Genomic DNA, 25,577 nt, shown 5'->3' on the forward strand with positions numbered 1-25,577 from the left:
ATACAACGGCGGCCGGGACCCATGGGGGTGTTGTGTGGGTTATTTGGAGGCGGCTTGGGGCGGGGGCGGGGCGCTCGGCTGGGGGGGGCGGGGGGCCGCCGCTAAGCCACTGCAGCATGGCTTCGCGGAAAACCACGTCTTCTGCCACGGCAATGCGCCAATGACTGCGGTGGGAGTGCTGGCTTCGCGGCTGACGCCGCTCCCACAACACTCCGCTTGCTGCTCAACGCTCCTTGCGCCAGTTCACCGAGCCGCGGTTTTCGACCGTGGACGATTCCACTTCGATGTCGAAACCGCGCCGCAGCAGGTACTTCAAAGTCAGCACCGAGCCGCTGCCAACCAGCGAAACGCCGTAGCCGATGTAGAGCTTGGGCGTGATGTATTTGCCCACGCCGATCACCGAGCCGCCCAGCGCGCGTGATTGGCTTACACCTGCATCATCGAGGCCCAGCTTTGCACCCACCTGTGCGGCAAGCAGGCCGGTACCGGCCGACAGTGCCGCCGAGGCCGCGTTGACCTGCTGCGCCTGATCGCTGCTGGCCATGCTCAGGCTGCGGCCCAACACCAGATAGGCCAGCGATTCGGATTGCGACATCGCCGGATCCGACCACACGTCCACCTTGGGCTGCTGTGCGCGGCCGGTGACGTGGATGCCGGCGGTGACATCACCGATCGCACGTTCGGCCTTGATGTTAATGCGCGGGTCCGAGACCACGCCGTAGTTCCACAACAACTGGCCGTCGGTGATGGTCAAATCCTGGCCGTAGGCCTTGTAACGGCCGCTGACTTCCAGGCCGCCGTTGGCGGTCATCTCGCGGCCCGGACGCGCACGCACCTGCATCTTGCCGGTCAGTGCGCCCTTCAAGCCGAAGCCACTCATCTTGACCTTGTCGCCGAGGCTGACGGTCAGGTCCATGTCCAGCGGCGAGGACGGGCCTTCTTCCGGATCGACCGGGTCCAGCACCACGATGTCTTCCGATGCCGAGGTGCCGCGGTCCAGGCGCTCAAGATCCAGATCGGCCTCGGGCACATGCACGCTGCCGCGCAGTTCCATCGCGGTGCCGGCCAAGGTGAAGTCCAGATCCGGATTGGCCACCACCCGCAGTTCGCTGGTATTGGCCAGCAGCACCTTGTCGCCATGGATATGCAGCTGCAGCGGCTGCGCATCGCCGAACCAGGACAGACCACCGTCCACCTGCAGCGTGCCTTCGCCACCGGTCTTGGTCGATGCGCTGATGCGCGCCGAGCCGTCCGGCTGGGCGATGAAACTGCCCTTGCCTTCGCTCAAGGTCAGGCCCAGCGCCGGGAACTCACCGGTGAAGTTGCTGAGCTTGGCCTCGCCACCCAGGGTCGGCTGCGAGCGCGTGCCACGCAAGCTGACGTGGCCTTCGATCAGACCTTGCGGGCGCACCAGATCGGGCGAGAACAACTCCAGCCAGTACAGCCGCGCGATGTTCATGTACAGCTCGCCGGTGAGCGCCGCGTTGGGCTCCCAACCGGTCTGCACCTTGGCATCGATGAAGCCGTCGCCCTTGAAGCCGACGCCGAGATAGCCCTTGATGCTGTTGGGCAGCATGTCGACGTTGAGCGAGAAGTTGTCGTAGCGCACCAGCTCGCCACGGGCGTTGTCGCCGAGGCGGATGCCGCCTTCGGCCGAGGCTACCTTGAAGGCACCCTCCCAGGCATTGCCACGCGGGCGGATGTTGCCGTCCAGGGTGAGCTCACCGCGCAGGTACATGCGGCGGCCTTCGTTGGGCGGCAGCCATGGCTGCACCAACGCCAGCGGCAAGGCATCACCGCGCAGCTGCAAGCCTTCGCGCGGCCAGTTGGCGGCGATGCACAGGGCGCCGCCGGTATCCGAGCCCAGGCAGGCATCGGACAGGGTGAAGTTGCTGCCCTGCGCACTGAAAGCCGCCGGCTGGCGCAGCTGCCAAGGCGCGCCCTTGACCGGCGCGATCCGCAGCGAGGCAAGCTCGCCGCGCCAGGCCTGGCCCTGCTGACGCACGCTGCCGCTGAGCGCGACCGCACCCAACTCGTTGCGGGTGTCGGCCTCCAGCTGCAGGTTCTGCACGCTGCCACGCGCATTGATGTTGACCTGGTCCAGCAGCATGCCGACTTCGACCGCACTGCCGTGGATCTGCAGCGCGCCGTTGTTGCCCTGCCATGGCAGGCGACCGTTGACGCTGATCTGCTGCGCCTTCCAGTCGTCCCATTGCAAGCCATTGCCGCGCAGGTCGGCAGTGATATCAGGCTGACTCGGCGTGCCGCGCAGCTGCAAGGTACCGGCGAGGCTGCCAGTGCCGCCGGGCAGCAGGTCGGACAAGTGCAAGGGCTCCAGCCGCGCATCCACGTCCAGACGATCACCGACCTTGCCCTTGGCTTCGATCTGGCTGTCGCCCATCACCAACCGCACATTGCCTTCGCCCTGCATACCTTGCAGCGCAAGCTTGGCGCGTGCATCGACACGACGGCCGCGCAGCGTGCCGTTGATCTGCGGCACGTCCAGCGTCGCCTCGAAGCGCATATCGCTGCTACCGGCCACCGCCGGCAGCTGCTTGCCCTTGGAGGCCAGCGAGCCGGACAGATTGCCTTCCCAGCCCGGTGCGAAATAGCCGGGATCAAATTTGGACAGCGTCGCATCCACATCCCAGGCCAGCGTCGGTGCCCATGCTGCCGAGCCCTTCAGCTCCAGCGCGCCACCCGGCGTGGTCGCCTTGAGGTGTTCGATATGCGCCTGCTGGTCGTTGCCACGCAGGTCGAAATCGAGGTTGGCGTCCTGTGCTTCGCGCGCCACTTCGGCTTTGCCAACGGCGGCCCAGTTCTTCAGATTGCCCGCCACACCCAGCCGCGCTTCTTTCAGGTGCAGCGGCACCGGCGTGCTGTCCGGCGAACTCGGGTCCGGCTCAGGCGTGTAGGTCATTTGATTGGCCACCACTGCGAAGCGGAAGCCCGGATTCTGTGCATCGGTGAAATCAGCGGTGCCCTGCAGACGCACACTGCCGCCGAAGGCTTCGGCAACCAGCGGCGCGACCGTCAGCACCTGTTTGTCGATGGCGACATTGGACGGTGCCAGCACCAGTTCGTTCTCGCCCTGGCGTACCCGGCCCTGCAGCCGCGCCTGACCGCCGCGACCACGCGCGGTGAAATCCAGGGCCAGCGGTGCCGGTGCCTCGGCGAGGAACTGCGCCGGTACCACTTGGCCGATATCCAGCTGTTCACTGCGCGCGGCCACATTCCACACCGGATCAGTGCGGCCATCCAGAATGAAACTGACATGCAGTGGCTTGGGCGCGTAGCCGGCTACTGCAACTTCCATATGGGCGAGATTGCCACGCGCGACCAGACCCAGCCGGGCGGCGGGTTGGCCCGGACGTGGTGGCATCAGCGCGCGCACGGTCAGGTCGGTGGCGTAGTCTTCGCGCGGCAGGTAATGGCCATCGATGCGGAAATCGCCGAGGTTGCTGTTGACCTTGATCTGGGTGGCAGTGAATTCGCCATCGGCGGCTTCAAGCCCGCCGCGGACTTTGGTGATGTCGATGATCGGCTGCTGCAGCTGGGTGATGCGCAGGCCATCGATGACGATGGTGTCGGCCTGCAAGGCCAGCGGCAACTCGATGGCCGGCAACACATCCGGCCAGTTCGGCAGCTCGAAAGGCTTGTCTTCCGACGGCCCCAGCTCCAACGAGGCATCGGTGATGCGCAACGCATCCAGGCGCAGCTTGCGGCCGAGCAGCGGGCGGATATCCGGGTCCAGATAGGCCTTGCCGGCAGTGAAGTGCAGTTCGTCGTAGCGGAAATCCAGGTCGTACAGGATCAGCGGGCCGGCCAGCGGACCTTCGGCCTTGCTCCAGGTCAGCGATGAACCGGCAGGCAGACGTGCCACCACCTGCGCCAGCAGCACCTCGCGGCCAGCCACGGTCTGCAGCAGCCAATACAGCGCGAACAGGCCCAGCAGTACCAGCACGGTGATGGCAATGCCGCTGCGTACCGCCAGCGTGCGCAGGCGCGCCTTGCGCTTGGCGCGCAGCTCGGCGATGCGCGCTTCGCGTTCTTCCGGGCTCACCTCGTCGGGCCGGCGGCTCATAGATCAGCTCCGATGTTGAGGTAGAGCTGGAACTGCGAATCGGGGCTGTTCAACCCGTGTGCGATATCAATGCGCACCGGGCCAACCGGCGATTTCCAGCGCACGCCAAAGCCGACGCCGGTATGCAGGTCTATGTTGTTGTCGAAGGCGCTGCCGGTATCCACGAACACCGCACCGCCCCAAGGGCCGCCACCAAAGTAATGCTCGTACTCGACCGAACCAACTGCCAGATTCTTCGCGCCCAGCGCGAACTTGTCCGGTGCCGGCGTGCGCGGGCCGACTTCACGGAAGGCATAGCCGCGGATGGAGCGGTCACCACCGGCGAAGTAGCGCAGGCTCGGTGGCATCGATACCAGATCGCTGGTCCAGGTGGTGCCAGCCTGCCCGCGCAGGATCAATCGGTCCGCATCACCCACCGGGATGTACCAACGCACGGTGGCATCGGCCTGGACGAAACTGGTATCCGAACCGGCGCCTTCGATGCCGCCACGCATGGTGGCGTTGCCGCTGATGCCGCGACGCGGGAAGCTTTTGTCGTCAACGTTGACGTAGTCGGCGGTGAGCTGTGGGTAGACCAGCGTCGAATAGTTGTAGACAGCCGCATTGAACTGGTTGCCGGAGCTGTAGCCCCAGCGCTCGCGCAGTGCATTCATCGAGACGATGGCGGTCAGGTTCTCATTGATTTCACCGCTGCGGCTGGCGATCAGCTTGACGTTGCGCAGGTCGATGTAATCGGTCTGCTCGTCATAGGCGCTGACCGCGAAGCTGTACCAGCCGTCCAGCCAGCGGAAGCCGGGCACGCGGTAGCTGGTGATGAAGCTCTTGCGCCGCTGCGCGTAGTCCAACTGGGTGCTGAGCTTGTGCCCGCGGCGATTGACGTAGCGGCGATCGACGCCACCGCGCACACCAGGACCACTTTCGCTACCGTAACTCAGACCGGCGGTATAGATGGTGCGCTTGGCGCGGGTCAGCTTGACGTTGACCGGCACCTCGCCGTTGTCATCGGCCTGCTCCGGGTGCGGCTGGATGTCGATGACACTGAAGTAATCCAGCTTGGTCAGCGACTCGCGCAGGCGATCAAGCTTGCCTTCATGCCAGTAGCTGCCTTGTTCCCAATAAACCAGCGGCTCGAACAGACCCGGACGGAAGTAATCCTGCTCGAAGGTGATCTGCCCCATGTTGTAGCGGCGGCCGCTGTCCCAGGTGAGGAAGATGTCGGCGGCGTTCTCGGCACGGGTCACTTCCACCTTGCGCTGGGTGAAGTCTGCATCGAAGTAACCACGCTCGGCCAGGCGCCGGGTGATGGTGATCTTGCTGGCCTCATAGCTGACCGAATCGAAGACCTCGCCGGTCTTGGGGTGGAAGGCTTCGATGTCTTCCTGCAGGTACTTGTCACGCGAAGCCGGGCCGGTGATGTCCAGCTCCTGGGTGCGAACCTTGACCTGCTCCCCCTTGTCGACCTGGATCAGCACCTGCAGGGTATCGCCGGTGCGTGGTGCCTCCACGGTGATCTTGGGGTTGTAGAAGCCGAATGGCTCCAGCGCCGTACGGGTCTGCCGCTCGGCCTGCGACAGCAGGTAATCCAGCCGCGACTCGCCCTGCACCTTGCCGATGGCGTCGTAAACCGACAGCGACACCTCGATGTTTTCAATGATCTCGGCGTCGTCACCCTTGTCCAGACCTTTGATCTGGACTTTTTCGATGGTGCCGCGGGCATGGGCAAGGGGAGCTGCTGCCAGCGATGCCAGTAACAGAAGGAGCGGGGTGATTCGAGATAGCTGCATGCGCGTCAGCATACCGGTCTGAACATGACCGGCAAAATCACAGCATCATCATGCCGCCACCGGCGGTAGTGTCGAGCCATGCTCGGCAGGGGCTCCACCAGCAATGCCTCTGTAGTGCCGAGCCATGCTCGGCAGGGGCTCCACCAGCAATGCCTCTGTAGTGCCGAGCCATGCTCGGGAGGGGCTCCACCAGCAATGCCTCTATAGTGCCGAGCCATGCTCGGCAGGGGCTCCACCGGTAATGCCTCTGCCGAGCATGGCTCGGCACTACTTTGGTTTTGTCCGGAGCACGGCAAAGCAATCTACATCGTGCCATCGGGCGCGGCCCCGACTCCTCGACGGCCAACCGCAACGCCGCGCCGCCCACTGCCGCGCCGCCCACTGCCGCGCCACGACAGCGTCCGCCATGCTGACCGGATCATCACGCCAATTTGACGGGCACAGTTAAATTATCGTAAAGCACCCAGCCGCTCCGGTTCCTAGAACACGTGGTGATGCTGTCCCGGATTTTGCGCTCCATGAAGGAGCAGCCGGTTGACTGGGCCCAGGCACTTCCATAAGCCCAGGTACCCACGATGAAACGACAACTCCTGACCACGGCAGTGTGCACCGTCATTGCCGCGTACTCTTCCTTTGCTTTCGCCCAGACACAAAGCGCTGCAGATAAGAAAGACGTTGAAACCCTCGACAAGATCACCGTCACCGGCTCGCTGATCCCGCAGGTGCAGGTCGAGACAGCTACCCCCATCACCTCGATCACCGCCCAGGACATCCAGAAGCAGGGCTTCAAGGATGTCTATGAGGTCCTGCGTTCGCAGCCCCTGGCGACCGGCGCGGTACAGGACAGCCAGTTCTCCGGCGGCTTCACCTCGGCGGCCAAACCCATCAGCCTGCTCGGCCTGGACCCGGGCTTCACCCTGGTGCTGATCGACGGCAGGCCGATGGCCGACTACCCGCTGCTCTACAACGGCCAGAGCAACTTCGTCGACCTGGCCAGTGTTCCCACCGCCATGGTCGAACGCATTGACATCGCGCCGGGCAACCAGTCCTCGATTTACGGCTCCAGCGCGATCGCCGGTGTGGTCAACATCATCCTCAAGAAGCGGCTGGACGGCACCGAGATGAGCTTCCGCATGGGCAGCTACGACGGCGGTGGTGGCGGTAACCAGCGCTTCCAGCTGACCAGTGGTCACAGCTGGGACAAGCTCGACCTGACTGCCGGCCTGCAGCTGAGCAACCAGGACCCGATCTACGGCTTCAACCGCAAGGATTTCGACTCCACCAACGACAACCCCGACGTCGCCGCGCGCTATGGCAGCCGCACCTTCGTGCACAACAGCAGCAGCGGCGCCTACATCGACCCGGGCGCAGCAGCCTGCGCACCGCTGGCCGGCCTGTTCGGGGGTACCACCTTCTACGACACCCGCCCGGGCCGCGGCAACTATTGCGGCAGCCGCTACGAGCCAGGCTATTCGACCATCCTCAACAAGGAGCGCAGCGCCTCCGGCTACGCCAACCTCAATTACGCGCTCAACGACAGCACCGACATCTATGCCACGTTGCTGATGAACCGCACCAAGAACGAGAGCAACTCCGGCTCCCGCTTCTGGCAGCCATCGTTGGATACCAGCGGCTACATTTTCAACAACCTCACCGGCGACCTGGAAAGCTACCAGCGCATCTTCTCGCCGGAGGAAACCGGTGACCTGGACTTCAACAACGAACGCCAGACCGCCGACTCCTACAACGTCGCCATCGGCATCAAGGGCGCGGTGGGACAATCCAACTGGGACTACAACGCCTACTACGCCCGCTCCGAGTACCACATCGACAGCCGCCAGTGGTGGCCGTTGAAGGACAAGATGGAGGACTTCTTCCGCGAACATTTCCTCGGGCCGCAGTTGGGTGACTACTACGGCTATCCGATCTACGAGCCGAACGATGCCGGCTTCTACCAGGCGCTGACGCCCGAGCAATACCGCAGCTTCCAGGGCGAGATCCGCACCAAGTCCAAGACCTGGACGCAGAACGTCAACCTGCAGTTCACCAACACCTCGCTGTTCACCCTGCCCGCCGGTGACGTCGGCTTCGCCGGCGTGCTGCAGGCTGGCCAGCAATCGTGGAGCAACCCCACCGATACGCGCGTGGTCACCGACCAGTTCTGGGGGCTGAGCGGCACCCAGGGCAAGGGCAAGCGCGACAACTGGGCAGCGGCGGTGGAACTGCGCGTGCCGATCTTCAGCAAGCTCACCGCCAGCCTGTCCGGGCGCTATGACGACTACAAGAACGATGGTGGTGGCAGTGATTCCCGCGCCACCTGGAAAGCCGCGTTGGAGTTCCGGCCGATCGACTCGCTGCTGTTCCGCGGCAACTACGCCACCGCATTCAAATCGCCGGACATGTCCTATGTGTTTGCCGGTGACAGCGGCTTTTACACCTTCGTGCCGGACTACTACCGCTGCGCCACTGAACAGCCAGGCGTTCCTATTGCCCAGTGCACGCTCAACGACGAGCAGGTCCGCGGCTCCCGCTCCGGCAATGGTGAGCTGAAGTCGATCACCGCCAAGTCCTGGGGCGGCGGCGTGGTCTGGTCGCCCAACAGCAGCTTCACGGTCAGCGCCGACTATTACCGGATCAAGATCGACAACAAGGTCGCCGACCTCGACCTGGACCTGCTGCTGCGCAATGAGTCGGCGTGCCGCCAGGGCCAGCTGGATCCCAATTCGCCGACCTGCGTCGATGCCCTGCAACGCATCGGCCGCGCCGGAGCGAACGCACCGCAGCCCAACCAGCTCAACACCGTCGCGGTCAACCCGATCAACGTCGCCAAGGAGGATGTCAGCGGCATCACCGCCAATCTGGACTACCGCTGGGCCACCGATAGCTGGGGCAGCTTCATGCTGGGCGCGCGCTACAACGTCACCCTCAAACACGAGAGCCAGCAGTACCCGGAGGACCCGGTGATCGACCTGCTGCGCAATCCCTACTACTCCTCGGAGTTCAAGAACATCTTCAGCGGCACACTGGGCTGGCAGATGGGCGACTGGACCACCACGTTGTATGGCATCCGCTACGGCCGTACGCCCAACTTCGCCGCCCAGGACACCACTGACGGCTATGCGGCCGACGACGCCGGCAAGGTCAAGGCCTGGACCACCTTCAACCTGACCGTGGACTACGCGGTAACCGATGATGTCTCGCTGAGCGTCACCGCCAACAACCTCACCGGCGAGCGGCCGCCGCGTGACCGCACCTACACCAGCTACCCGTACTACAACGTCTTCAATTACAACGGCTACGGCCGCTCGTACATGCTGGAGATGAACTGGCGCTTCGGCCGCAGCCAGTAACAGGCACCGCGCAAAGGCAATGAACAGGAGCGGCCACGGCCGCTCCTGCTTTATCTGCGGCCCTGCAAGCGTTCGCGCAGCGGCGCGAGCTCGGTTGCATAGCGTTGCCATTCGTCGACGTTGCGTGCGTGCACCGGCTCACGGACCTGCACGCTGCTCAGGGTGGCGGTAGCGGCCGCATTGCGGGTCAGGTCACTGCCGCCGCTTTCCGGTACCAGCCCGCAGCGCTGCAGTACCTGCGCCAGTGCCGCATCGGGGTCGCGCACCATCGCTTCGTAGTCGATCTCCAGCACACGCCCGGGCAGATGCTGCTGCCAGGCCTGCATCAGCTGCGTATGTGCTGCGTGGTGCGCAGCCAGGGCGTCAAGCTCATAGCTGTAGCCATAGGAGTCGCCGAACATGGCGCGGTAGTTGGAGAAGCACACCGCCATGGGGTCGCGCCTGACATGGACGATCACCGCTTTCGGCAACGCTCGCGCGATCGGACCTGCCAGCAGGTAATTTGGCGGCAGTTTGTCGATGAAGCGGCGTTGTCCATCCAGGCGCCAACGTGTCTGCCGCAGATAGCCTGTGCCAACGGCAGCGTAATCCAGCGTTGGCAGCGTCTGCAGCAATGCTGGGTCGAGCAGCGCGCGACCGGCCTGGTCGGCAGCCCAGCGCAGTTGCTGTGCGAAGTCGCCGAGTTCGCCGGCAGAGGCGATCTGCGAATGATTGCCGAGCATACGCTCAAGCACGGTGGTGCCAGAACGCGGCATGCCGATGATGAAGATCGGCTGTGCGCCGCCGTCTTCTTCGACCCCAGCCGATCCGAACGTGTCCGCTGCCGCCAGCTGCGCCATCGCCGCGTGCTGCGCCTGGTCGGCCATGCGATCGTGGCGCAGGCGCCGCCACATCGATGCATTGCCTTGCCGCAGTGCATCCCACGCCGCGGGGAAATCGCCCAGGTCTTCCAGTTCCTTGTACAGCGCGAACCACAGCGCGGCGGTGTCCTCGCTGCCCGTTGCCGTGGTTTGCAGCTGCCTGCGCAAGCCGTCGACATGACTGTCATCCGCTTGCCAGCGGCGCAGACGCGCCCGTGTCAGTGCTGCACGGCCATGACCGGGATGCAGTTGCAGACAGCGTGTCAGCGCCTGCTCGGCGGCCTCCAGTTCACCGTTGAACTGCAGTTGCACGCCAAGGAAATAGTGGAAATCGGGACTTTCGAAACCCACCGCCGCCGCGCGTTGCATCAACTGCAGGGCATCGACATGCAGCCCAAGTGATTGCAGCACGTGGGCCAAGGCCGCTAGCGTCGGACTGTCATTGCAGCGGGCCACGCAGGCATTGCGCATCAACCGCGCAACGCCCTCGCTGTCACCTACCCGCAGCAAGGCCTGGGCAACACGCAACAGTAGAGCCGGGTCGCGATAATCCAGACTGGCGGCCTGCTGCAGTTGCTGTACGGCCTCGCGCAGCTGACCCTGCGCCAATACGGTGCCGGCCAGCATCACCCGCGCATAGGCATGGGCAGGTTGCTCGGCAACCACGGCACGCAGCTTCCGTTGCGCCTCCGGGATGTCACGCCGGGCCAGAGCGGCCTGTGCGGACTGCCAGGAGGCGCCGGTATCCATGCTTCAGCTGGACAGGTGTTCGATCGCGGCGACGCTGCCAAGGCGGTCACCCAGCGTGCGCAGCAGCGCCAGCCGGTTGCCACGCAGGGCCAGGTCGTCGGCATTGACCATCACCGCATCGAAGAACGCGTCCACCTGCGGGCGCAGGCGGGCCAGGCGGCCGAGTACGGCCACATAGTCCTTGTGCGACAGCGCGGTGCCGGTGTCGTCGATGGCGGCGGTGACGGCTTCGGCCAGTTCGCTCTCGGCCGGCTCACGCAGCAGCGCCGGGTCGATCATGCCCGGGATCTCGCCATCGGCCTTGCGCAGGATGTTGCGGATGCGCTTGTTGGCAGCGGCCAATGCCTCGGCTTCGGGCAGCTGGGCAAAGGTGCCGATGGCATCGATGCGACGGTCGAAGTCGTATAGCGAAGCCACGCGCAGCTCGGCGACGGCGTTGAAGTGGGTGGCCGGCACGCCCTTGTCGGCGTAATAGCCCTTCAGGCGGTCGATGATGAAGTCGTAGAGCTCGTTTGCATCGGCCTGCACCTTGCGCTCGGCCAGACCCGCATTGGCAGATACCAGCAACGCCTGCAGGTCCAGATCAAAGCCCGACTCGATGATGCTGCGGGCCAGACCCAGCGCATTACGACGCAGCGCGAACGGGTCCTTGTTGCCGGTCGGCTTCAGGCCAGCGGCAAAGCCACCGGCCAGCGTGTCCAGGCGCTCGGCAATGGCCAGCACCTTGCCCAGCGGCGACAACGCGATGTCATCGGCGGCGAAGCGCGGCTGGTAGCTCTCGTCGATGGCCAGCGCCACCGATGGCGATTCGCCACCGACAATCGCGTAATGACGGCCAGCAATGCCCTGCAGTTCCGGGAATTCGTTGACCATTCGCGATTGCAGGTCGTTCTTGGCCAGCTCGGCGGCACGCTTGGCGTGCACCGGGTCGGCACCCACCTGCGGCGCGATGATCTGTGCCAGTGCACTGACCCGCTGCACCTTGTCGGCGACGCTGCCCAGCTTGGCCTGGTAGGTGACGGTCTTCAGGCCATCGCCCATGCCGACCAGACCCTGTTTGAGGTCTTCGTCGAAGAAGAACTTGGCATCGGAGAAGCGTGGACGGATGACGCGCTCGTAGCCCTTGGAAACCTCGGCCACGTCCTTGGATTCGATATTGGCAATACCGATGAACTTCTCGGTCAACTTGCCGCCGCCATCGAGCACCGGGAAGAACTTCTGGTTGATCTCCATCGTTTCGATCAGCGCTTCCTGCGGCACGGCCAGGAATTCGCGCTCGAAGCTGCACAGCACCGCCGCCGGCCATTCAACCAGGTTGACCACCTGCTCCAGGTTGTCGTCGGTGATGCGGGCCACGCCCCCGGCCTGGGCGGCTGCGGCGTTGACCTCGGCGACGATGCGCTCGCGGCGCGCGTCGGCGTCGACCAGCACGTTGGCGGCCTTCAGCGATTCAACGTAGTCGGCCGGGTTGCTCAGCCACACCTGCTTGTCGGCCATGAAGCGGTGGCCACGGCTGAAGCGGTCCGAGCTCAGGCCCAGCAACTCCGCCGGCACGATGTCGTTGCCGTGCAGCACCACCAGCCAATGCACAGGGCGGGCGAAGGCGTATTCGTGGTTGCCCCAGCGCATCGGCTTGGGGATCGGCATGGCGGCGATAGCCTCGCGCAGGATTTCCGGCAGCAGGCTGGCAGTCTGCGCGCCCGGAGTTACCGAACGCAGCACGAAACGCTCACCCTTGGCGTCGGTGGTGCGCTCCAGCGCAGTCCAGTCGATGCCCGCCTTGGCGGCGAAACCCTGCAGCGCCTTGGTCGGCTCGCCATTGGCGTCCAGCGCGATGTTCAGGTACGGGCCGAACACTTCCGAGTGCTGCTCGGGCTGTTCGGTTTCCACGCCCGGCAACAGCACGGCGAGGCGACGCGGGGTCGACAGCGGCTTGGCATCGCCACGCTCAAAGGCCACGCCACGCTTGGCCAGGCCATCGATCACGCCATCAAAGAAGGCCTGCGCCAGGCCCGGCAGCGCCTTGACCGGCAGCTCTTCCACGCCCAGTTCGATCAGCAGCGGTTTCATCTCACTCATATGACGTCCTTGCGCACCGACAACAGGTCGCTGCGCCCAGTTTGGGGGAATATGGAAACTTCAGATGCAGGTGCTGGGCGGCGTTGCAGGAACACCATCACCAGTCCGGCAACCGGGGCGAGCAGCCAGCCAAAGATCAGCCACAGAACCGCGCTGCGGCCGGTGCCACGCGCCCATGCGGCGAGCCCGATACCGGCCAGGAAGTTCACATAGCCAACACTGGCAAGGCCCTCGATCCCGGCAAGGCTCATGCCACGGCGTCCTTCGCCGCGACTGCGTCCAGACGCTTGGCCTCGTACAGCTTGGCCACTGCCTGGGCCAGCGCGCGCACGCGCAGGATGTAACGCTGGCGCTCGGTCACCGAGATGGCGCGGCGCGCATCGAGCAGGTTGAACGAATGCGAGGCCTTGCAGACCTGTTCATAGGCCGGGAGCGGCAGGCCGGCTTCCACCAGCTTCTGCGCTTCCTTCTCGCAGGCGTCGAAGCGATGGAACATTTCTTCCACGTCGGCGTACTCGAAATTGTAGGTGCTCTGCTCTACCTCGTTCTGCAGGTAGACATCGCCGTAGGTGACCGGGGTGCCGTCCGGACCGTAGGTCCAGATCAGGTCGTAGACGTTGTCGCAGTTCTGCAGGTACATGCAGAGCCGCTCCAGGCCATAGGTGATTTCGCCCAGCACCGGCTTGCACTCCAGGCCGCCGGCCTGCTGGAAGTAGGTGAACTGGGTGACCTCCATACCGTTGAGCCAGATTTCCCAGCCCAGGCCCCAGGCGCCCAGGGTCGGCGACTCCCAGTTGTCCTCGACGAAGCGCAGGTCATGCACCAGCGGGTCGATGCCCAGCGCCTTGAGCGAATCCAGGTACAGCTGCTGGATGTTGTCCGGGCTCGGCTTCATCGCCACCTGGTACTGGTAGTAGCGCTGCAGGCGGTTGGGGTTTTCGCCGTAGCGGCCATCGGTGGGACGACGCGAGGGCTGTACGTAGGCGGCATTCCAGCTTTCCGGGCCGATCGAGCGCAGGAAGGTGGCCGGATGGAAGGTGCCGGCACCGACCTCCAGGTCCAGCGGCTGGATCAAGACACAGCCCTGTTTCGCCCAGAAATCATTGAGGGTCTGGATCAGGCCCTGGAAGGTAATCGAAACGGGGGGAGTCGCGGACATGCTGCCTGAGCCGTACGTAAGGGGTGCGTTAGTATAGCGACCGACCGCGCGATGGCCGCGCCAGCAAGGGGTTTGGGGTGGAAAACGCGGCTGTGGAAGGGACTCAGGCACCGTCACCGCAGGTGGCTATCGCCCCGGGAAGGCTGCAGTTTTCCAATGTGGCCAGCGCCCTGCTGGCCGATGGGCTGGTGGCTGCGCACGACCAGGAGCGGATCCGTTTCTCCGCCCAGGGCGCGCGCAACGCCAGCGAAGTGCACCCGCTGGTGCTGCTGGCCAACCTGAAACTGGCCTCGGCCGCAGGGGCTGGCGAGCTTGGCCTGGAGCGCCTGACCGAATGGCTGGCCGCACGCACCCAGACCCGCTACCTGCGCATCGACCCGACCCGCGTGGACGTGGCCGGTGCCACCGCCGTGGTCTCGCATGCCTATGCCCGCCGCCACCGCATCCTGCCGCTGGGCGTGGACAGCGAGCGCGTGCTGGTTGCCACCAGCGAGCCGCTGGCACGCGACTGGGTACCGGACCTGCAGCACTTGACCCGCCGCCGCATCGACATGGTGCTGGTCAACCCGCTGGACCTGCACCGTTATTCGATGGAGTTCTTCGGCGTCACCCGCTCGGTGCGCGGCGCGCGCGGCGACGCCCGTGATGCCGGCAACGGCGTCACGCCACCCAGCTTCGAGCAGCTGGTGGAGCTGGGCAGCGCCGGCGACGTCAACGCCGACGACCACCATGTGGTCAGCATCGTCGATTGGCTGCTGCAGTACGCCTACGAGCAACGCGCCAGCGACATCCACATGGAACCGCGCCGCGACAAGGGCCGCGTACGCTTCCGCATCGACGGCGTGCTGCACAAGGTATTCGAACTGCCGCCGTCGGTGATGACCGCGGTGATCAGCCGGGTCAAGGTGCTGGGCCGCATGGATCTGGCCGAACGCCGACGCCCGCAGGACGGCCGCATCAAGACCCGCTCGCCGGGCGGCCGCGAGGTGGAAATGCGCCTGTCGACCATGCCCACCGCATTCGGCGAGAAGTGCGTGATGCGTATCTTCGACCCGGACTCGGCCTTCAAGAGCATCGAGCAGCTGGGTTTCAGCCCGGAAGAGGCCGCCGGTTGGAACGAGCTGGTGGCGCGCCCGCACGGCATCGTGCTGGTCACCGGCCCGACCGGCTCGGGCAAGACCACCACCCTGTACTCCACGCTCAAGCGCCTGGCCACGCCAGACGTGAACGTGTGCACGGTGGAAGACCCGATCGAAATGATCGCGCCCGAATTCAACCAGATGCAGGTGCAGACCAATATCGATCTGGACTTCGCTTCCGGCGTGCGCACCCTGCTGCGACAGGACCCGGACATCATCATGATCGGCGAAATCCGCGATCTGGAAACCGCACAGATGGCGGTGCAGGCGTCGTTGACCGGTCACTTGGTGCTGTCCACCCTGCATACCAACGACGCGCCCTCGGCGATCACCCGCCTGCTTGATCTTGGCGTGCCGCATTACCTGATCGCCTCCACCGTCAACGGCGTGCTGGCGCAGCGGCTGGTGCGTACCCTGTGCCCGCATTGCAAGACGCCGGACACCCTGAGTGACAGCGATTGGGCGCCATTACGTAATGCCCATGAAGCATTACCAGATGTGGTGACGGCATATGCCCCGGTCGGTTGCCTGGAATGCCGGCGCACCGGTTACATGGGCCGGATCGGCCTGTATGAGTTGCTACCACTGGGTTCGCGGCTGCGCGCCCTGATCACCCGCGACATGGATCTGGCCGGATTCAGCAAGGCCGCGGCGGCCGACGGACTGCGTACGCTGCGCCGCACCGGGCTTGAAAAGGTGGCCGCAGGGCTGACTACAATCGAGGAAGTCCTGTCAGTACTGCCGCCGCCGGAATGAAGTCCCAGCCGTTCTTGATCGTTGAAACCGGGCAACCGTTCCCGACCCTGCGCCGTTACGGCCGCTTTCCGCACTGGATCCGCGTGGCCGCCGGCTTGGAAGAGGCCGACACCGTAGTGGTCAACGTCGAACACGGTGAGCAACTGCCCGAGCGCGGTGATTTTGCCGCCACGATAGTCACCGGTTCGGCTGCCTTCGTCACCGACCGCGCCGACTGGAGCGAACGCAGCGCCGACTGGCTGCGTGACGCTGCCCACGCCGGCATGCCGTTGCTCGGCATCTGCTACGGCCACCAGCTGCTTGCGCATGCGCTGGGCGGGCAGGTCGACTACAACCCGGCCGGGCGCGAGTCCGGCACGATCCAGTTGGAACTGGAAGCCCCGGCCTCGGCCGATCCCCTGTTCGCCGGCCTGCCGGCGAGCTTCCCGGCCCACGCCACCCACCTGCAGACGGTATTGCGCGCGCCCGAAGGCGCCACCGTGCTGGCCCGCTCGGTGCAGGACAACTGCCACGCCTTCCGTTGGGGCGAACAGGCCTGGGGCCTGCAGTTCCACCCAGAATTCGCCACCCACCATATGCGCGGCTACGTCCGCGCCCGCGCCGACTGCATCGCCCGCCACGGCGGCTGCGCCCGCAGCGTGGCCCGCGAGGTCACCGCCGCGCCGCTGGCCCGGCAGCTGCTGCGCCGCTTCGTGCGGCATGTGCGCCGCGAGACGCATTGAGCCCCTGTGCTGTTTTGTGGGAGCGGCGTCAGCCGCGAAGCTGGCAACGCATCCGACCTGTAGTGCCGAGCCATGCTCGGCAGAGGCTTTCCCGGTAACGCTCCTGCCGAGCATGGCTCGGCACTACCGCCAGAAACAAAGCCCCCACCCCACCGTTACTTTGTCCTCATAAACCCGACCCGGGTTTCAGGCGATAATCCGCTCAGCGTCGGCGTGTTGCCCGCGCACTCCCCCGTTTCGGAATTGCAATGAGCGAGATTCGCAAGGTACCGGCCTCCGCCGGTGCGGAATGGCTGCTGACCGGTTTTGGCCTGCTCAAGCGCGCGCCACTGGCGCTGGGTTCGCTGGGCATCCTGTGGGGCGTCGGCACCTCGCTGGTGCTGTCGCTGTCGATGCTGGTACCGGCGCTGGGCACCGTGGTGCAGCTGCTGCTGCTGTTGGCCGGCCCGTTGTTCATGGGCGGCATGTTGTGGGCGATCCGCGAGGTCGACCAGGGCCGAGCTGCCAAGCCTGCGCACCTGCTGCAAGGCGTACAGGAAGGCCGCGCGCCACATCTGCTGGTCGCCCTGCTGCCGCAGCTGTTTGCTGCCCTGCTGCTGGGCACGCTGCTGCTGGTGCTGGTCGGCACCGACGGCCTGCAACAGCTGTCGGTGGTGATGGTCAAGCTCAATGAGCTCAGCCAATCCGGTGCACAACCTGATCCGGCGCAGATCGAGGCACTGGTGGCGACGCTGCCGGCCGGGCGCATCCTGCTGTGGCTGCTGTTGCTGATCGCCAGCTTCGTCGCCGTGACGCTTGCGCTGTTCGTGATGCCGCCGCAGGTGATGTTTGAAGGCTCCGGCGGCATGCACGCGCTGCGCGAAAGCCTGCGCGCCAGCATCCACAACCTGCCGGCGATGCTGGTGTTCTTCGTGTTGGCGTTCATCGCCATCTTCGCGATCTATTTCGCGGTGATCATCGTGGCGCTGTTCATCGGCCTGATCGCCGGCCAGGTCGCTGCCATGGCCATCGCCCAGTTGTTGCTGATGGCGATACTGATGCCGGTCTTTGCCGGTGCCGTGTATGCGGCATGGAAGCAGATACTGGCACCAGCCGATGCGACTGGCCCGACCCCGCCGCCGGTAAGCAACGGTCACGTGTTCGAAGCCTGATCCAGGCCGTCACGTTGCTTGCAGCAAGGCCGCGCAGAGATGCGCGGCCTTATTGTTTCAGACCGTGTCGCGGCTGCGCTTGATCAGGTACATGGCCTGGTCGGCAGCATGCAGCAAGGCATCAACTTCGGCACCGTCCGCTGGGTAGGCGGCCACGCCAATGCTGGCGGCGATCGCCAGGGTGAGTTCTTCGCCATCACGCAGGTTGTGCATCGGTGCCTGCAGCGACTGCGTCACCCGCTCCATCAGACGGTGGGCGTCGTTGATGTCATCAAGCTCTTCCAACACCAGGGCGAACTCATCGCCACCCAAACGGGCCACGGTGTCGTTCTCGCGCAGCGCACCGCGCAGGCGTGCAGACAGCTCGATCAGCACCGCATCACCAGCGCCGTGACCCCAGGTGTCGTTGACCTCCTTGAACCGGTCCACGTCCACATAGACCAGCGCGAACATGCCGCCGTGGCGCTGTGCGCGGTGGTGTGCGCTCTCCAGCCGGTCCATGAACAAGGCGCGGTTGGGCAGCCCGGTGAGCATGTCGTGCATCGCCAGATGGCGCATTTCCTGCTCCATCTGCTTGCGCTGCTCGACTTCGATCTCCAGTTGGCGGTTGCGCTCGGACAGCTCGCTCAGCGCATCACGCAGCGCCACCCGGTGCCGGTACAGTTCCAGGAACACCTGCACCTTGGACAGCAGGATGGTGGCCTCCAGCGGCTTGGCCATGTAGTCCACCGCACCGAAGCCATAGCCCTTGAGCCGGTGCACGTCGTCGGCGTACGTGGCGGTGACGAAGATGATCGGGGTCTGTCGGGTGGTTTCTTCCTGCGACAGGATCTCCGCCACTTCAAAGCCGTTGATGTCCGGCATGTAGACGTCCAGCAGCACCAGCGCGAACTCATCGTCCAGCGTGGCCTTCAGTGCATCGTTGCCGCAGGCCGCCTCGACCACTTCCACGTCGAGCTTGGCCAGCACCCGGCGGATCACCAGCAGGTTGGCGGGGTTGTCATCTACGGCCAGGATTTTGGGGCGTTGCACTGCCGCCGGCTTGGTCACGAGCATAATGCTTCCAGCAAAAAGGGAATTTCGGGGAGAGGCAGGCAATGATCGGCGCCCGCACGCTCCAGTGCAGCGGCCGGCATGATAGCCACTTGTGCCGTTTCCGGGTCCTGAACGATCAGTGTGCCACCGGAGCGTCGTATCCGTGCGCACCCTTCGGCGCCGTCGGAATTTGCCCCGGTCATCAGTACAGCCAACAGCTGTCCGCGCCAGACCTCGGCCGCAGATTCAAACAGAACATCGATGGAAGGGCGTGAAAATGCCACCCGCGGGTCGATGCTCAGGGCAAAACGGCCATTGCGCTCGATCAGCAGGTGGTAGCCGGACGGGGCCACATAGACCCGTCCCGGCTCGGGCCGTTGGCGCTCTTCGGCCTCCTGCACCGGCAAGCCACTGCGGCTGGCAAGCAGCTCGCAGAACACCCGCATGTCCTCCGAACCGCTGTGGCAGACCACCACCATCGGCACCGGCAGCGGCCCGGACAGGCCGCCCAGCAATTGATGCAGGGCGGCAAGCCCGCCCGCCGAGCACCCCACCACAACGGCTTGTGGAGGCTGCCCGGACGCGGTTTTCACAGTAAACCACCGGCGTTGCGGTACAGCCGCAATTCGGCATCCAGCGGCACGAAATCGCGCGCACTGGGGGCGAAGCGGATCGACTCCCGGTTGCCCAGGCACAGGAAACCGCCGCGGCTGAGGCTGCTACGGAACAGGCCCAGCACCCGGTCCTGCAACGTGTCCGAGAAATAGATCAGCACATTGCGGCACAGGATCAGCTGCGCCTCGGTGAACACGCCATCACAGACCAGGTTGTGGTTGGCGAAGGTGACCCGCTCCTTGAGTCGCTCATCCAGTTTCATGAAGTCGTAGCGGGCATGGTAGTAATCGGACAGCGTATGGCGGCCACCGGCGGCCAGGTAGTTCTCCGAATACAGCCGCGCATCGCGGATCGGGAAGATGCCTTCCTGCGCCTTGGCCAAGGCTTCATCGCTGAAGTCGGTGGCGTAGATCTGGCAGCGGTCGTATAGCCCGGCTTCCTTCAGCAGGATGGCCAGCGAATAGACCTCCTGCCCGTGCGCGCAGCCGGCCTGCCAGATATTGATCTGCGGGTAGGAGGCCAGCACCGGGAACACTTCGTCGCGCAGCTTGCGGAACACCGCCGGGTTGCGAAACATCTCCGACACCGGCACCGATAGCTTGGCGATTACCTGCGGCACCATCTCGTCTTCGCGCAGCACGCGCGCGGTCAGCTCGCTGACACTGGGCAGGTTCAGCCCATGCGCCAGCGCCAGTACGCGCCGCTTCAACGAGGACGGCGCGTAACCGGTGAAGTCATAGCCATGCCGCCGCGACATCGCGGTGATGAAAGCATCGACTTCGATGTCGTCGATGTCATCGCGCAACGGCTGCGGAGCGATGGGACCTACTTTTGCAGCCATACACGCATCATCGACAACAGCTTGTCCAGATCCACCGGTTTGGTGAGGTAGTCATTGGCACCTGCATCCAGGCACTTGTCGCGGTCGCCATGCATCGCCTTGGCGGTGACGGCGATGATCGGCAGGTTGCTCCATTGCGGCAGCTTGCGGATCTCGCGGGTGGTTTCGTAGCCGTCCATGCCCGGCATCATGATGTCCATCAGCACCAGCTCGATGGACGGATTCTCCTCCAACTGCTGCAGCGCCTTGTAGCCATCCTGCGCCATCGACACATTCACCCCGCGCGAACGCAGCGACTTGGACAGCGCAAACAGGTTGCGCATGTCGTCATCGACCAGCAGCACCTGGCGGCCGCCCAGATTATTGTCATCGGACGGTGTGGCGTTGGCCCCACGCGAGCCGATGCTGTGCAGGAACAGGCTCACTTCATCGAGCAGGCGCTCAGGCGAACGCTGGCCCTTGATCACGATGCTGTCGGTGTACTGGCGCAGCTTGAGGCTATCTTCGCGGCTCAGGTCCTGGCCGGAATAGATCACCACCGGTGGCACTGCAACCAGGGTTGCCGCCTTCTCCAGGAACTCGATGCCGGAGATGCCGCCCAGGTTGAGATCCAGCACGATGCAGTCGTAGCTATGGGTGGCGATGCGCTCCAGCGCTTCTTCGCCGGAGGCAACCTGGTCAATCTCCACATTGTCTGCCTGCAGCAGGCGGGTCAGCGCCAAGCGCGAATCCGGATCGTCATCGACCAGCAACAGCTTGCGCACGATCTTGCCGGCCACATCCAGCAGATGGTCGAAGGCGGCAACCAGCGCCTTGCGATCCACCGGCTTGGTCAGGTAGCCGACCGCGCCCAGCGCAACACCGCGCGCGGCTTCATCAACGGCGGAAATGAAGTGCACCGGGATCGCCGCAGTAACCGGATCATGCTTGAGGTGCTGCAATACCGACCAACCGTCCATGCCCGGCAACATCACATCCAGCAGGATGCCGGTGGGACGATAGCGCCGCGCCAGCTCCAGGCCGCTTTCGCCATCGGCAGCAGCAAGTGCACGGTGGCCCTTGCGGCGGATCAGGTCGACCAGGATGCGGGCGAAGGCCGGATCATCTTCCACCGTCAGGATCACGGTTTCGCCCGCCGCAATGGCGTGGCGATCATCAGGGATCCAATCAATCAGCTGCGCGGTAGCGACGCGCGCCGGGCCCGGCGTGGGCGCAGGCCGCTGCTCGCTGCTGGCCTGACTCGCAGCCACGGCGCTGTTGATGCCGGCCGACAACAGCGGCAGCACCAGGCTGAAACTGCTGCCCTTGTCCTGCTCGCTGTCGACGACCAGCTGCCCGCCCAGCAACTGTGCCAGACGCCGCGCGATCGCCAACCCCAAACCGCTGCCGCCGTAATGACGGCTGGTGCTGGAATCGACCTGTTCGAAGGCCTCGAAGATCGAGTCCAGGCGATCTTCGGGAATACCAATGCCGGTATCACGCACCGTCAGCGCCACATGCTGGTCGTCGGCGGCCGCGCCAATGCGGGTCAGCATGACGCTGCTGGCCAGCGCCATATGCAGGGTCACCGAGCCTTCGCGGGTGAACTTGAAGGCATTGCCGAGCAGGTTGTTGAGCACCTGCTGCAGCTTGGAGCGATCTGTGACCAAGGCGTCTGGCATCGATGGGTCAACGTCGATGGCGAATTCCAGGCGGTTTTCCATCGCCATGTGGCGGAAGTGGCGCGTCACCTCGCGGGTGATGGCATCGATCTTCACTTCCTCGCGATGCACGTCCATCTTGCCGGCCTCGATCTTGGACAGATCGAGGATGTCGTTGATCAGCCGCAGCAGGTTGGAGCCGGAGTCGTGGATGACCGCAGCAGCCTCCACCTCCTCCACGTCCAGATGCCCGCTCTCGTTCTCGGCCAGCTCCTTGGACAGGATCAGCAGGCTGTTGAGCGGCGTGCGCAGCTCATGCGACATGTTTGCCAGGAAGTCGGTCTTGTACTGGCTGGCACGTGCCAGCTCCTGCGCCTTGAATTCGGTTTCGCGCTGCAATACCTGCAGCACGTCCTTCTGTTCGTTGAGCACTTCGGTCTTCTGCCGCAGTTCCTCGTTGGAGGCCTGCAGCTCCTCGGCCTGCACGCGCAGCTCCTCTTCGGAAGCGGACAGGCGCTGGGCCTGCTCTTCCAGCTCCACGGTCTTGCCCTGCAACTCTTCGTTGGTGGCGCGCAGCTCTTCTTCCTGCGCCTGCAGGGCCAGCTGCGACACCTGCAGCTCTTCGGCCTGGGCGCGGGTGTGGTCCAGCAGCAGCTGGGTCTCGTCGGCGCGGCAGATATTGTCCAGGCCCAGCGCCACGGTAGGCAGCACCGAGTCGATGAAGGCTTCCTGGGTGGCGTTGAAGTGGCCGAACGTGCCGAACTCGAACACGCCCAGCAGGCGGTCCTTCAACAGCAGTGGCACCGCTACCAGATGACGCGGCTGCGCCTCGCCCAGCGCCGAATGCACGCCGAAGAAATCGTCAGGCACCTGCTGCACGCTGATACGCTTGCGCTCCAATGCCGCCTGCCCGATCAGGCCATCGCCAAGCCCGTATTGCAGGCCGAGGTGTTTACGCCGCTGGAAACCGTAGCTGCCCTGCAGGCGCAGCTGCTTTTCTGCTTCATTCCAGGCAAAGAACACACCGATCGGCGCATCGATACGCGGTGCGATCTGCGACACCAATGCCTGCGCGTAGTCATCCGGGGTCTGTGCGGTCTGCAGCTCGGCGCCAACTTCGCCGACGCTGAGCTTGACCCAGTTGGCATCACGCGACTCCAGCGAATTGCGCCGGAACACCTCCAGCGCGCGCGCGATCTCGCCGATCTCGTCGCCGCGATTCAGGCCATTGATCTCCACGTCCAGATCACCGTTGGACAGGCGTGTCATCTTGTCGGTCAGGCGGTTGATCGGATTCACCACCAGCCGCGAAATCATCCACAACGCCAGGATGATGATGACGAAGCCGAGCACCAGCAACACCAGCGAAATCGTGTGCGCGCGGGCGATCCACTGGCTCATCTGGCCACGGTCGCTGAGCAGCTGGGTCATCTCCGCGTCGTAGATCTCATCCAGCGCATCGGCCAGTGCATTGCCCTGCCCGCCGGCACTGAGTGCGTCCAGCTGCTGCACCTCGGTAAGCTGCGCGGCACCGGCGGCCGGACGCAGCACAGCCATCAGTTCGTTGTCCCAGATGCGGGCCTGGGCCTGCGCACGGCGCAGGCGTTCGGCCACTGGCTCGGTGCCGGCGGCGGTGAGCGCGGCGGTCAAGGCGTTATCACGGCGCTCGCGCTGTTTGGCCAGCACGTCCATATGCCGCTCGCCATCGCCGAGCAGGTAGTTGCGGACGGCGATCTGCTGCAGGCGCACGGCCTGGATCGCATCCTCGACCTGACGGATCACCTCGATCTGCACGCCTTCATGGCGACGCGCGTCGTCGTCCCGCCCGGAGGTGCGGTAACTGACCACGCTGGTGGCCAGGAAACACAGGAAAACCAAGCCAAATGCTGCCAGCATCTTGCTCAGCAGTGGCACGTTGTTGATCCAGCTACTCTTCTTTTGCGTCACGCAGGTGTCCCCCGGGGTGCCACCACGCTTGCCAATCCGCGCGGCCTCTTTTCAGTGAAAATAGCGCAGATTGCTGACGACCGCCTGCTGCGGTTGAATCAGGGCTTGGCGGTCTTGCCCTGGTCGCGCGGCTGCAGCCAGCGCGAGGCATGTATGCCCAGTTCGTAAAGGAAACACATGGGGATCGCCAGCATCAGCTGCGACACCACATCCGGCGGGGTCAGCACCGCCGCCAGCACAAAGATACCGACAATCGCGTAACCGCGGCCTTCACGCAGCTGCTGCGGGCTCACCCAGCCCAGCAGGACCAGGATCACCATCGCCACCGGCAGCTCAAAGCTGGCACCGAAGGCAAAGAAGATCGCCAGTACGAAATCCAGGTAGGCATTGGCATCCGGTGTGATGGCGATCACATCCGGGCGGAAGGTGGTCAGGAAATGGAATACCGCCGGCAGCACCAGGAAGTAGGCGAAGGCACAGCCGATATAGAACAGCGCAACCGCTGAGCCCAGCAATGGCAGCGCAAGGCGCTTTTCACGGGCATACAGGGCCGGCGCAACAAATGCCCAGGCCTGGTACAGCAGCCACGGCACCGCCACGAACAGGGCAGCGAAGAAGGTCAACTTCAGCGGCGCGAAGAATGCACCGGCTGGATTGGTGGCAATCATCGATTGCCCGGCCGGCAGCTGCGAGATCAGCGGCATGGCCAGATGGGTATACAAGGTGCGCGAAAAAGGCATCAGCGCCAGCAACACCACGCCCAGACCCAGCAACCCGCGCACCACCCGCGAGCGCAGCTCGACCAGGTGTTCGATCAGGGTGTTTTCGTTGAGATCCGCCGCACTCATGGCGTCCGCTCCTGGCTTGGCGGGGCCTGCTCGGCGCCTGACGGCGCATCACCCAAGGGGATGCTGCGGTTGAACTCGGGGTCGATGGCCGCGTCACTGACTGGCGCCGCGGCCGCTTCCTGCGGGGCTGGCTCAGCAGCTGCGGGCGGCTGTCCATCGCTCGTGGCGGCAGGCGCCACCGGGCGCGGCTCAATGGTACGCGGCTCGATTACCCGTTCGGCAGCCGATTCCGGCAATTCCACTTCGCGTTTGAAGGCGTCGGTCTCGCTGCGCACCTGCTCGGCCTGGTCGCGCAGCCCGGTCTCGGCCTGCTGCATCGACTGGCGTACATCCTGCAGATTGCGCTTGAGCTCTTCGGCGTGCAGCTCGCGCTCAAGCTCCTGCTTGACCGAATCCCACTGGTTGCGCGCACGGCGTACCCACAGCCCGGCAAAACGCGCTGCCTTGGGCAGACGTTCCGGGCCGAGGACCACCAAGGCCACCACTGCGATCAGCAGCAGTTCGCTGAAGCCGATATCAAACACGTCGGGCGCTCAGGATCAGCGCGCGTCGCGGTCGTGCTCGGCCTGCTTTTCGCCGCTCTTGTCGGCATCACGCGATTCGTCGCTCAGCTGTGCAGCCGGCTTGTCTTCGTCACGCATGCCCTTCTTGAACTCTTTGACCGCACTGCCCAGATCCTTGGCACCGCTCGTCAAGCGCTTGGTGCCAAACACCAGCAGCACGATGACCAGCACGACCAACCAGTGCCAGATGCTGAAACTGCCCATGATCTGCTCGCGTTATCTGTGTGGAGGTTGTCGAGCATAGCGCACAAGGT

General features: G+C 64.7%; 17 protein-coding genes. 4 read left to right on the forward strand and 13 right to left on the reverse strand.

The features are described from left to right. Positions 1-223: 223 nt before the first annotated feature. Together ACVOLR_RS11830 and ACVOLR_RS11835 are read right to left on the reverse strand one after the other, a co-directional pair. Entirely contained in the window at positions 224-4,084 is a 3,861-nt protein-coding gene (locus ACVOLR_RS11830) for a translocation/assembly module TamB domain-containing protein (protein WP_481536591.1), read from the reverse strand. Then, positions 4,081-5,880, reverse strand: coding sequence for an autotransporter assembly complex protein TamA (locus ACVOLR_RS11835; protein ID WP_481536592.1), 1,800 nt, complete (start codon positions 5,878-5,880; stop codon positions 4,081-4,083). The genes ACVOLR_RS11830 and ACVOLR_RS11835 overlap by 4 nt, the downstream gene beginning before the upstream one ends. A 563-nt stretch (positions 5,881-6,443) precedes the next feature. On the opposite strand from ACVOLR_RS11835, the gene ACVOLR_RS11840 reads away from it, so the two are divergent. Continuing rightward, the gene (locus tag ACVOLR_RS11840; RefSeq protein WP_481536593.1) at positions 6,444-9,218 is read left to right on the forward strand and encodes a TonB-dependent receptor; all 2,775 of its coding nucleotides are present in this window, start codon (positions 6,444-6,446) and stop codon (positions 9,216-9,218) included. A 50-nt stretch (positions 9,219-9,268) separates the two neighbouring features. On the opposite strand, the gene ACVOLR_RS11845 is transcribed toward ACVOLR_RS11840, so the two are convergent. From ACVOLR_RS11845 to glyQ, 4 genes are read right to left on the reverse strand one after another with little or no spacing between them, the layout of a single operon-like run. After that, a complete protein-coding gene (locus ACVOLR_RS11845) occupies positions 9,269-10,828 on the reverse strand; it encodes a tetratricopeptide repeat-containing sulfotransferase family protein (protein ID WP_481536594.1) in 1,560 nt (519 codons plus the stop codon). A 3-nt stretch (positions 10,829-10,831) separates the two neighbouring features. After that, positions 10,832-12,907, reverse strand: a complete 2,076-nt coding sequence (gene glyS, locus ACVOLR_RS11850; protein ID WP_481536595.1) for a glycine--tRNA ligase subunit beta — start codon at positions 12,905-12,907, stop codon at positions 10,832-10,834. Further along, the gene (locus tag ACVOLR_RS11855; RefSeq protein ID WP_481536596.1) at positions 12,904-13,158 is read right to left on the reverse strand and encodes a hypothetical protein; all 255 of its coding nucleotides are present in this window, start codon (positions 13,156-13,158) and stop codon (positions 12,904-12,906) included. Before ACVOLR_RS11855 ends, glyS begins: the two co-directional genes overlap by 4 nt. Next, on the reverse strand, positions 13,155-14,066 hold the full coding sequence (glyQ, locus tag ACVOLR_RS11860; RefSeq protein WP_481536597.1) for a glycine--tRNA ligase subunit alpha: 912 nt from the start codon (positions 14,064-14,066) through the stop codon (positions 13,155-13,157). Before glyQ ends, ACVOLR_RS11855 begins: the two co-directional genes overlap by 4 nt. A gap of 92 nt (positions 14,067-14,158) precedes the next feature. Here glyQ and ACVOLR_RS11865 point away from each other — a divergent pair, with 92 nt between their 5' ends. The 3 genes from ACVOLR_RS11865 to ACVOLR_RS11875 all read left to right on the forward strand — a co-directional run bounded on the left by ACVOLR_RS11865 (position 14,159) and on the right by ACVOLR_RS11875 (position 17,834). Beyond that, on the forward strand, positions 14,159-15,961 hold the full coding sequence (locus tag ACVOLR_RS11865) for a GspE/PulE family protein (protein ID WP_481536598.1): 1,803 nt from the start codon (positions 14,159-14,161) through the stop codon (positions 15,959-15,961). Continuing rightward, positions 15,958-16,683 carry a glutamine amidotransferase gene (locus ACVOLR_RS11870; protein ID WP_481536599.1) on the forward strand — a complete coding sequence of 242 codons (726 nt, stop codon included), beginning with the start codon at positions 15,958-15,960 and terminating at the stop codon, positions 16,681-16,683. The genes ACVOLR_RS11865 and ACVOLR_RS11870 overlap by 4 nt, the downstream gene beginning before the upstream one ends. Before the next feature lie 248 nt (positions 16,684-16,931). After that, positions 16,932-17,834 carry a BPSS1780 family membrane protein gene (locus ACVOLR_RS11875; RefSeq protein WP_481536600.1) on the forward strand — a complete coding sequence of 301 codons (903 nt, stop codon included), beginning with the start codon at positions 16,932-16,934 and terminating at the stop codon, positions 17,832-17,834. 57 nt (positions 17,835-17,891) lie between these two features. On the opposite strand, the gene ACVOLR_RS11880 is transcribed toward ACVOLR_RS11875, so the two are convergent. From ACVOLR_RS11880 to tatA, 7 genes are all read right to left on the reverse strand, one after another. Continuing rightward, positions 17,892-18,890, reverse strand: coding sequence for a diguanylate cyclase domain-containing protein (locus ACVOLR_RS11880; protein WP_481536601.1), 999 nt, complete (start codon positions 18,888-18,890; stop codon positions 17,892-17,894). Next, positions 18,881-19,462: a chemotaxis protein CheB gene (locus ACVOLR_RS11885; protein WP_481536602.1), complete on the reverse strand. Its 582-nt coding sequence runs from the start codon at positions 19,460-19,462 to the stop codon at positions 18,881-18,883. Before ACVOLR_RS11885 ends, ACVOLR_RS11880 begins: the two co-directional genes overlap by 10 nt. Continuing rightward, positions 19,459-20,325, reverse strand: coding sequence for a CheR family methyltransferase (locus tag ACVOLR_RS11890; protein WP_481514355.1), 867 nt, complete (start codon positions 20,323-20,325; stop codon positions 19,459-19,461). The genes ACVOLR_RS11885 and ACVOLR_RS11890 overlap by 4 nt, the downstream gene beginning before the upstream one ends. Continuing rightward, the gene (locus ACVOLR_RS11895; protein WP_481536603.1) at positions 20,310-23,912 is read right to left on the reverse strand and encodes a hybrid sensor histidine kinase/response regulator; all 3,603 of its coding nucleotides are present in this window, start codon (positions 23,910-23,912) and stop codon (positions 20,310-20,312) included. The genes ACVOLR_RS11890 and ACVOLR_RS11895 overlap by 16 nt, the downstream gene beginning before the upstream one ends. 98 nt (positions 23,913-24,010) lie before the next feature. Beyond that, positions 24,011-24,760, reverse strand: a complete 750-nt coding sequence (tatC, locus tag ACVOLR_RS11900; RefSeq protein ID WP_481536604.1) for a twin-arginine translocase subunit TatC — start codon at positions 24,758-24,760, stop codon at positions 24,011-24,013. After that, positions 24,757-25,284, reverse strand: a complete 528-nt coding sequence (gene tatB, locus ACVOLR_RS11905) for a Sec-independent protein translocase protein TatB (RefSeq protein WP_481536605.1) — start codon at positions 25,282-25,284, stop codon at positions 24,757-24,759. Before tatB ends, tatC begins: the two co-directional genes overlap by 4 nt. 15 nt (positions 25,285-25,299) lie before the next feature. Then, complete coding sequence (tatA, locus tag ACVOLR_RS11910) at positions 25,300-25,527, reverse strand: Sec-independent protein translocase subunit TatA (protein ID WP_481514351.1); 228 nt, start codon at positions 25,525-25,527, stop codon at positions 25,300-25,302. Positions 25,528-25,577: the final 50 nt, after the last annotated feature.

Source organism: Stenotrophomonas sp. STEN030 (assembly GCF_056759995.1).

Coding starts and splice junctions, on each gene's coding strand:
- ACVOLR_RS11830 (WP_481536591.1), bottom strand. CDS start 4,084: ATGAGCCGCCGGCCCGACGAGGTGAGCCCGGAAGAACGCGAAGCGCGC.
- ACVOLR_RS11835 (WP_481536592.1), bottom strand. CDS start 5,880: ATGCTGACGCGCATGCAGCTATCTCGAATCACCCCGCTCCTTCTGTTA.
- ACVOLR_RS11840 (WP_481536593.1), top strand. CDS start 6,444: ATGAAACGACAACTCCTGACCACGGCAGTGTGCACCGTCATTGCCGCG.
- ACVOLR_RS11845 (WP_481536594.1), bottom strand. CDS start 10,828: ATGGATACCGGCGCCTCCTGGCAGTCCGCACAGGCCGCTCTGGCCCGG.
- glyS (WP_481536595.1), bottom strand. CDS start 12,907: ATGAGTGAGATGAAACCGCTGCTGATCGAACTGGGCGTGGAAGAGCTG.
- ACVOLR_RS11855 (WP_481536596.1), bottom strand. CDS start 13,158: ATGAGCCTTGCCGGGATCGAGGGCCTTGCCAGTGTTGGCTATGTGAAC.
- glyQ (WP_481536597.1), bottom strand. CDS start 14,066: ATGTCCGCGACTCCCCCCGTTTCGATTACCTTCCAGGGCCTGATCCAG.
- ACVOLR_RS11870 (WP_481536599.1), top strand. CDS start 15,958: ATGAAGTCCCAGCCGTTCTTGATCGTTGAAACCGGGCAACCGTTCCCG.
- ACVOLR_RS11875 (WP_481536600.1), top strand. CDS start 16,932: ATGAGCGAGATTCGCAAGGTACCGGCCTCCGCCGGTGCGGAATGGCTG.
- ACVOLR_RS11880 (WP_481536601.1), bottom strand. CDS start 18,890: ATGCTCGTGACCAAGCCGGCGGCAGTGCAACGCCCCAAAATCCTGGCC.
- ACVOLR_RS11890 (WP_481514355.1), bottom strand. CDS start 20,325: ATGGCTGCAAAAGTAGGTCCCATCGCTCCGCAGCCGTTGCGCGATGAC.
- tatC (WP_481536604.1), bottom strand. CDS start 24,760: ATGAGTGCGGCGGATCTCAACGAAAACACCCTGATCGAACACCTGGTC.
- tatA (WP_481514351.1), bottom strand. CDS start 25,527: ATGGGCAGTTTCAGCATCTGGCACTGGTTGGTCGTGCTGGTCATCGTG.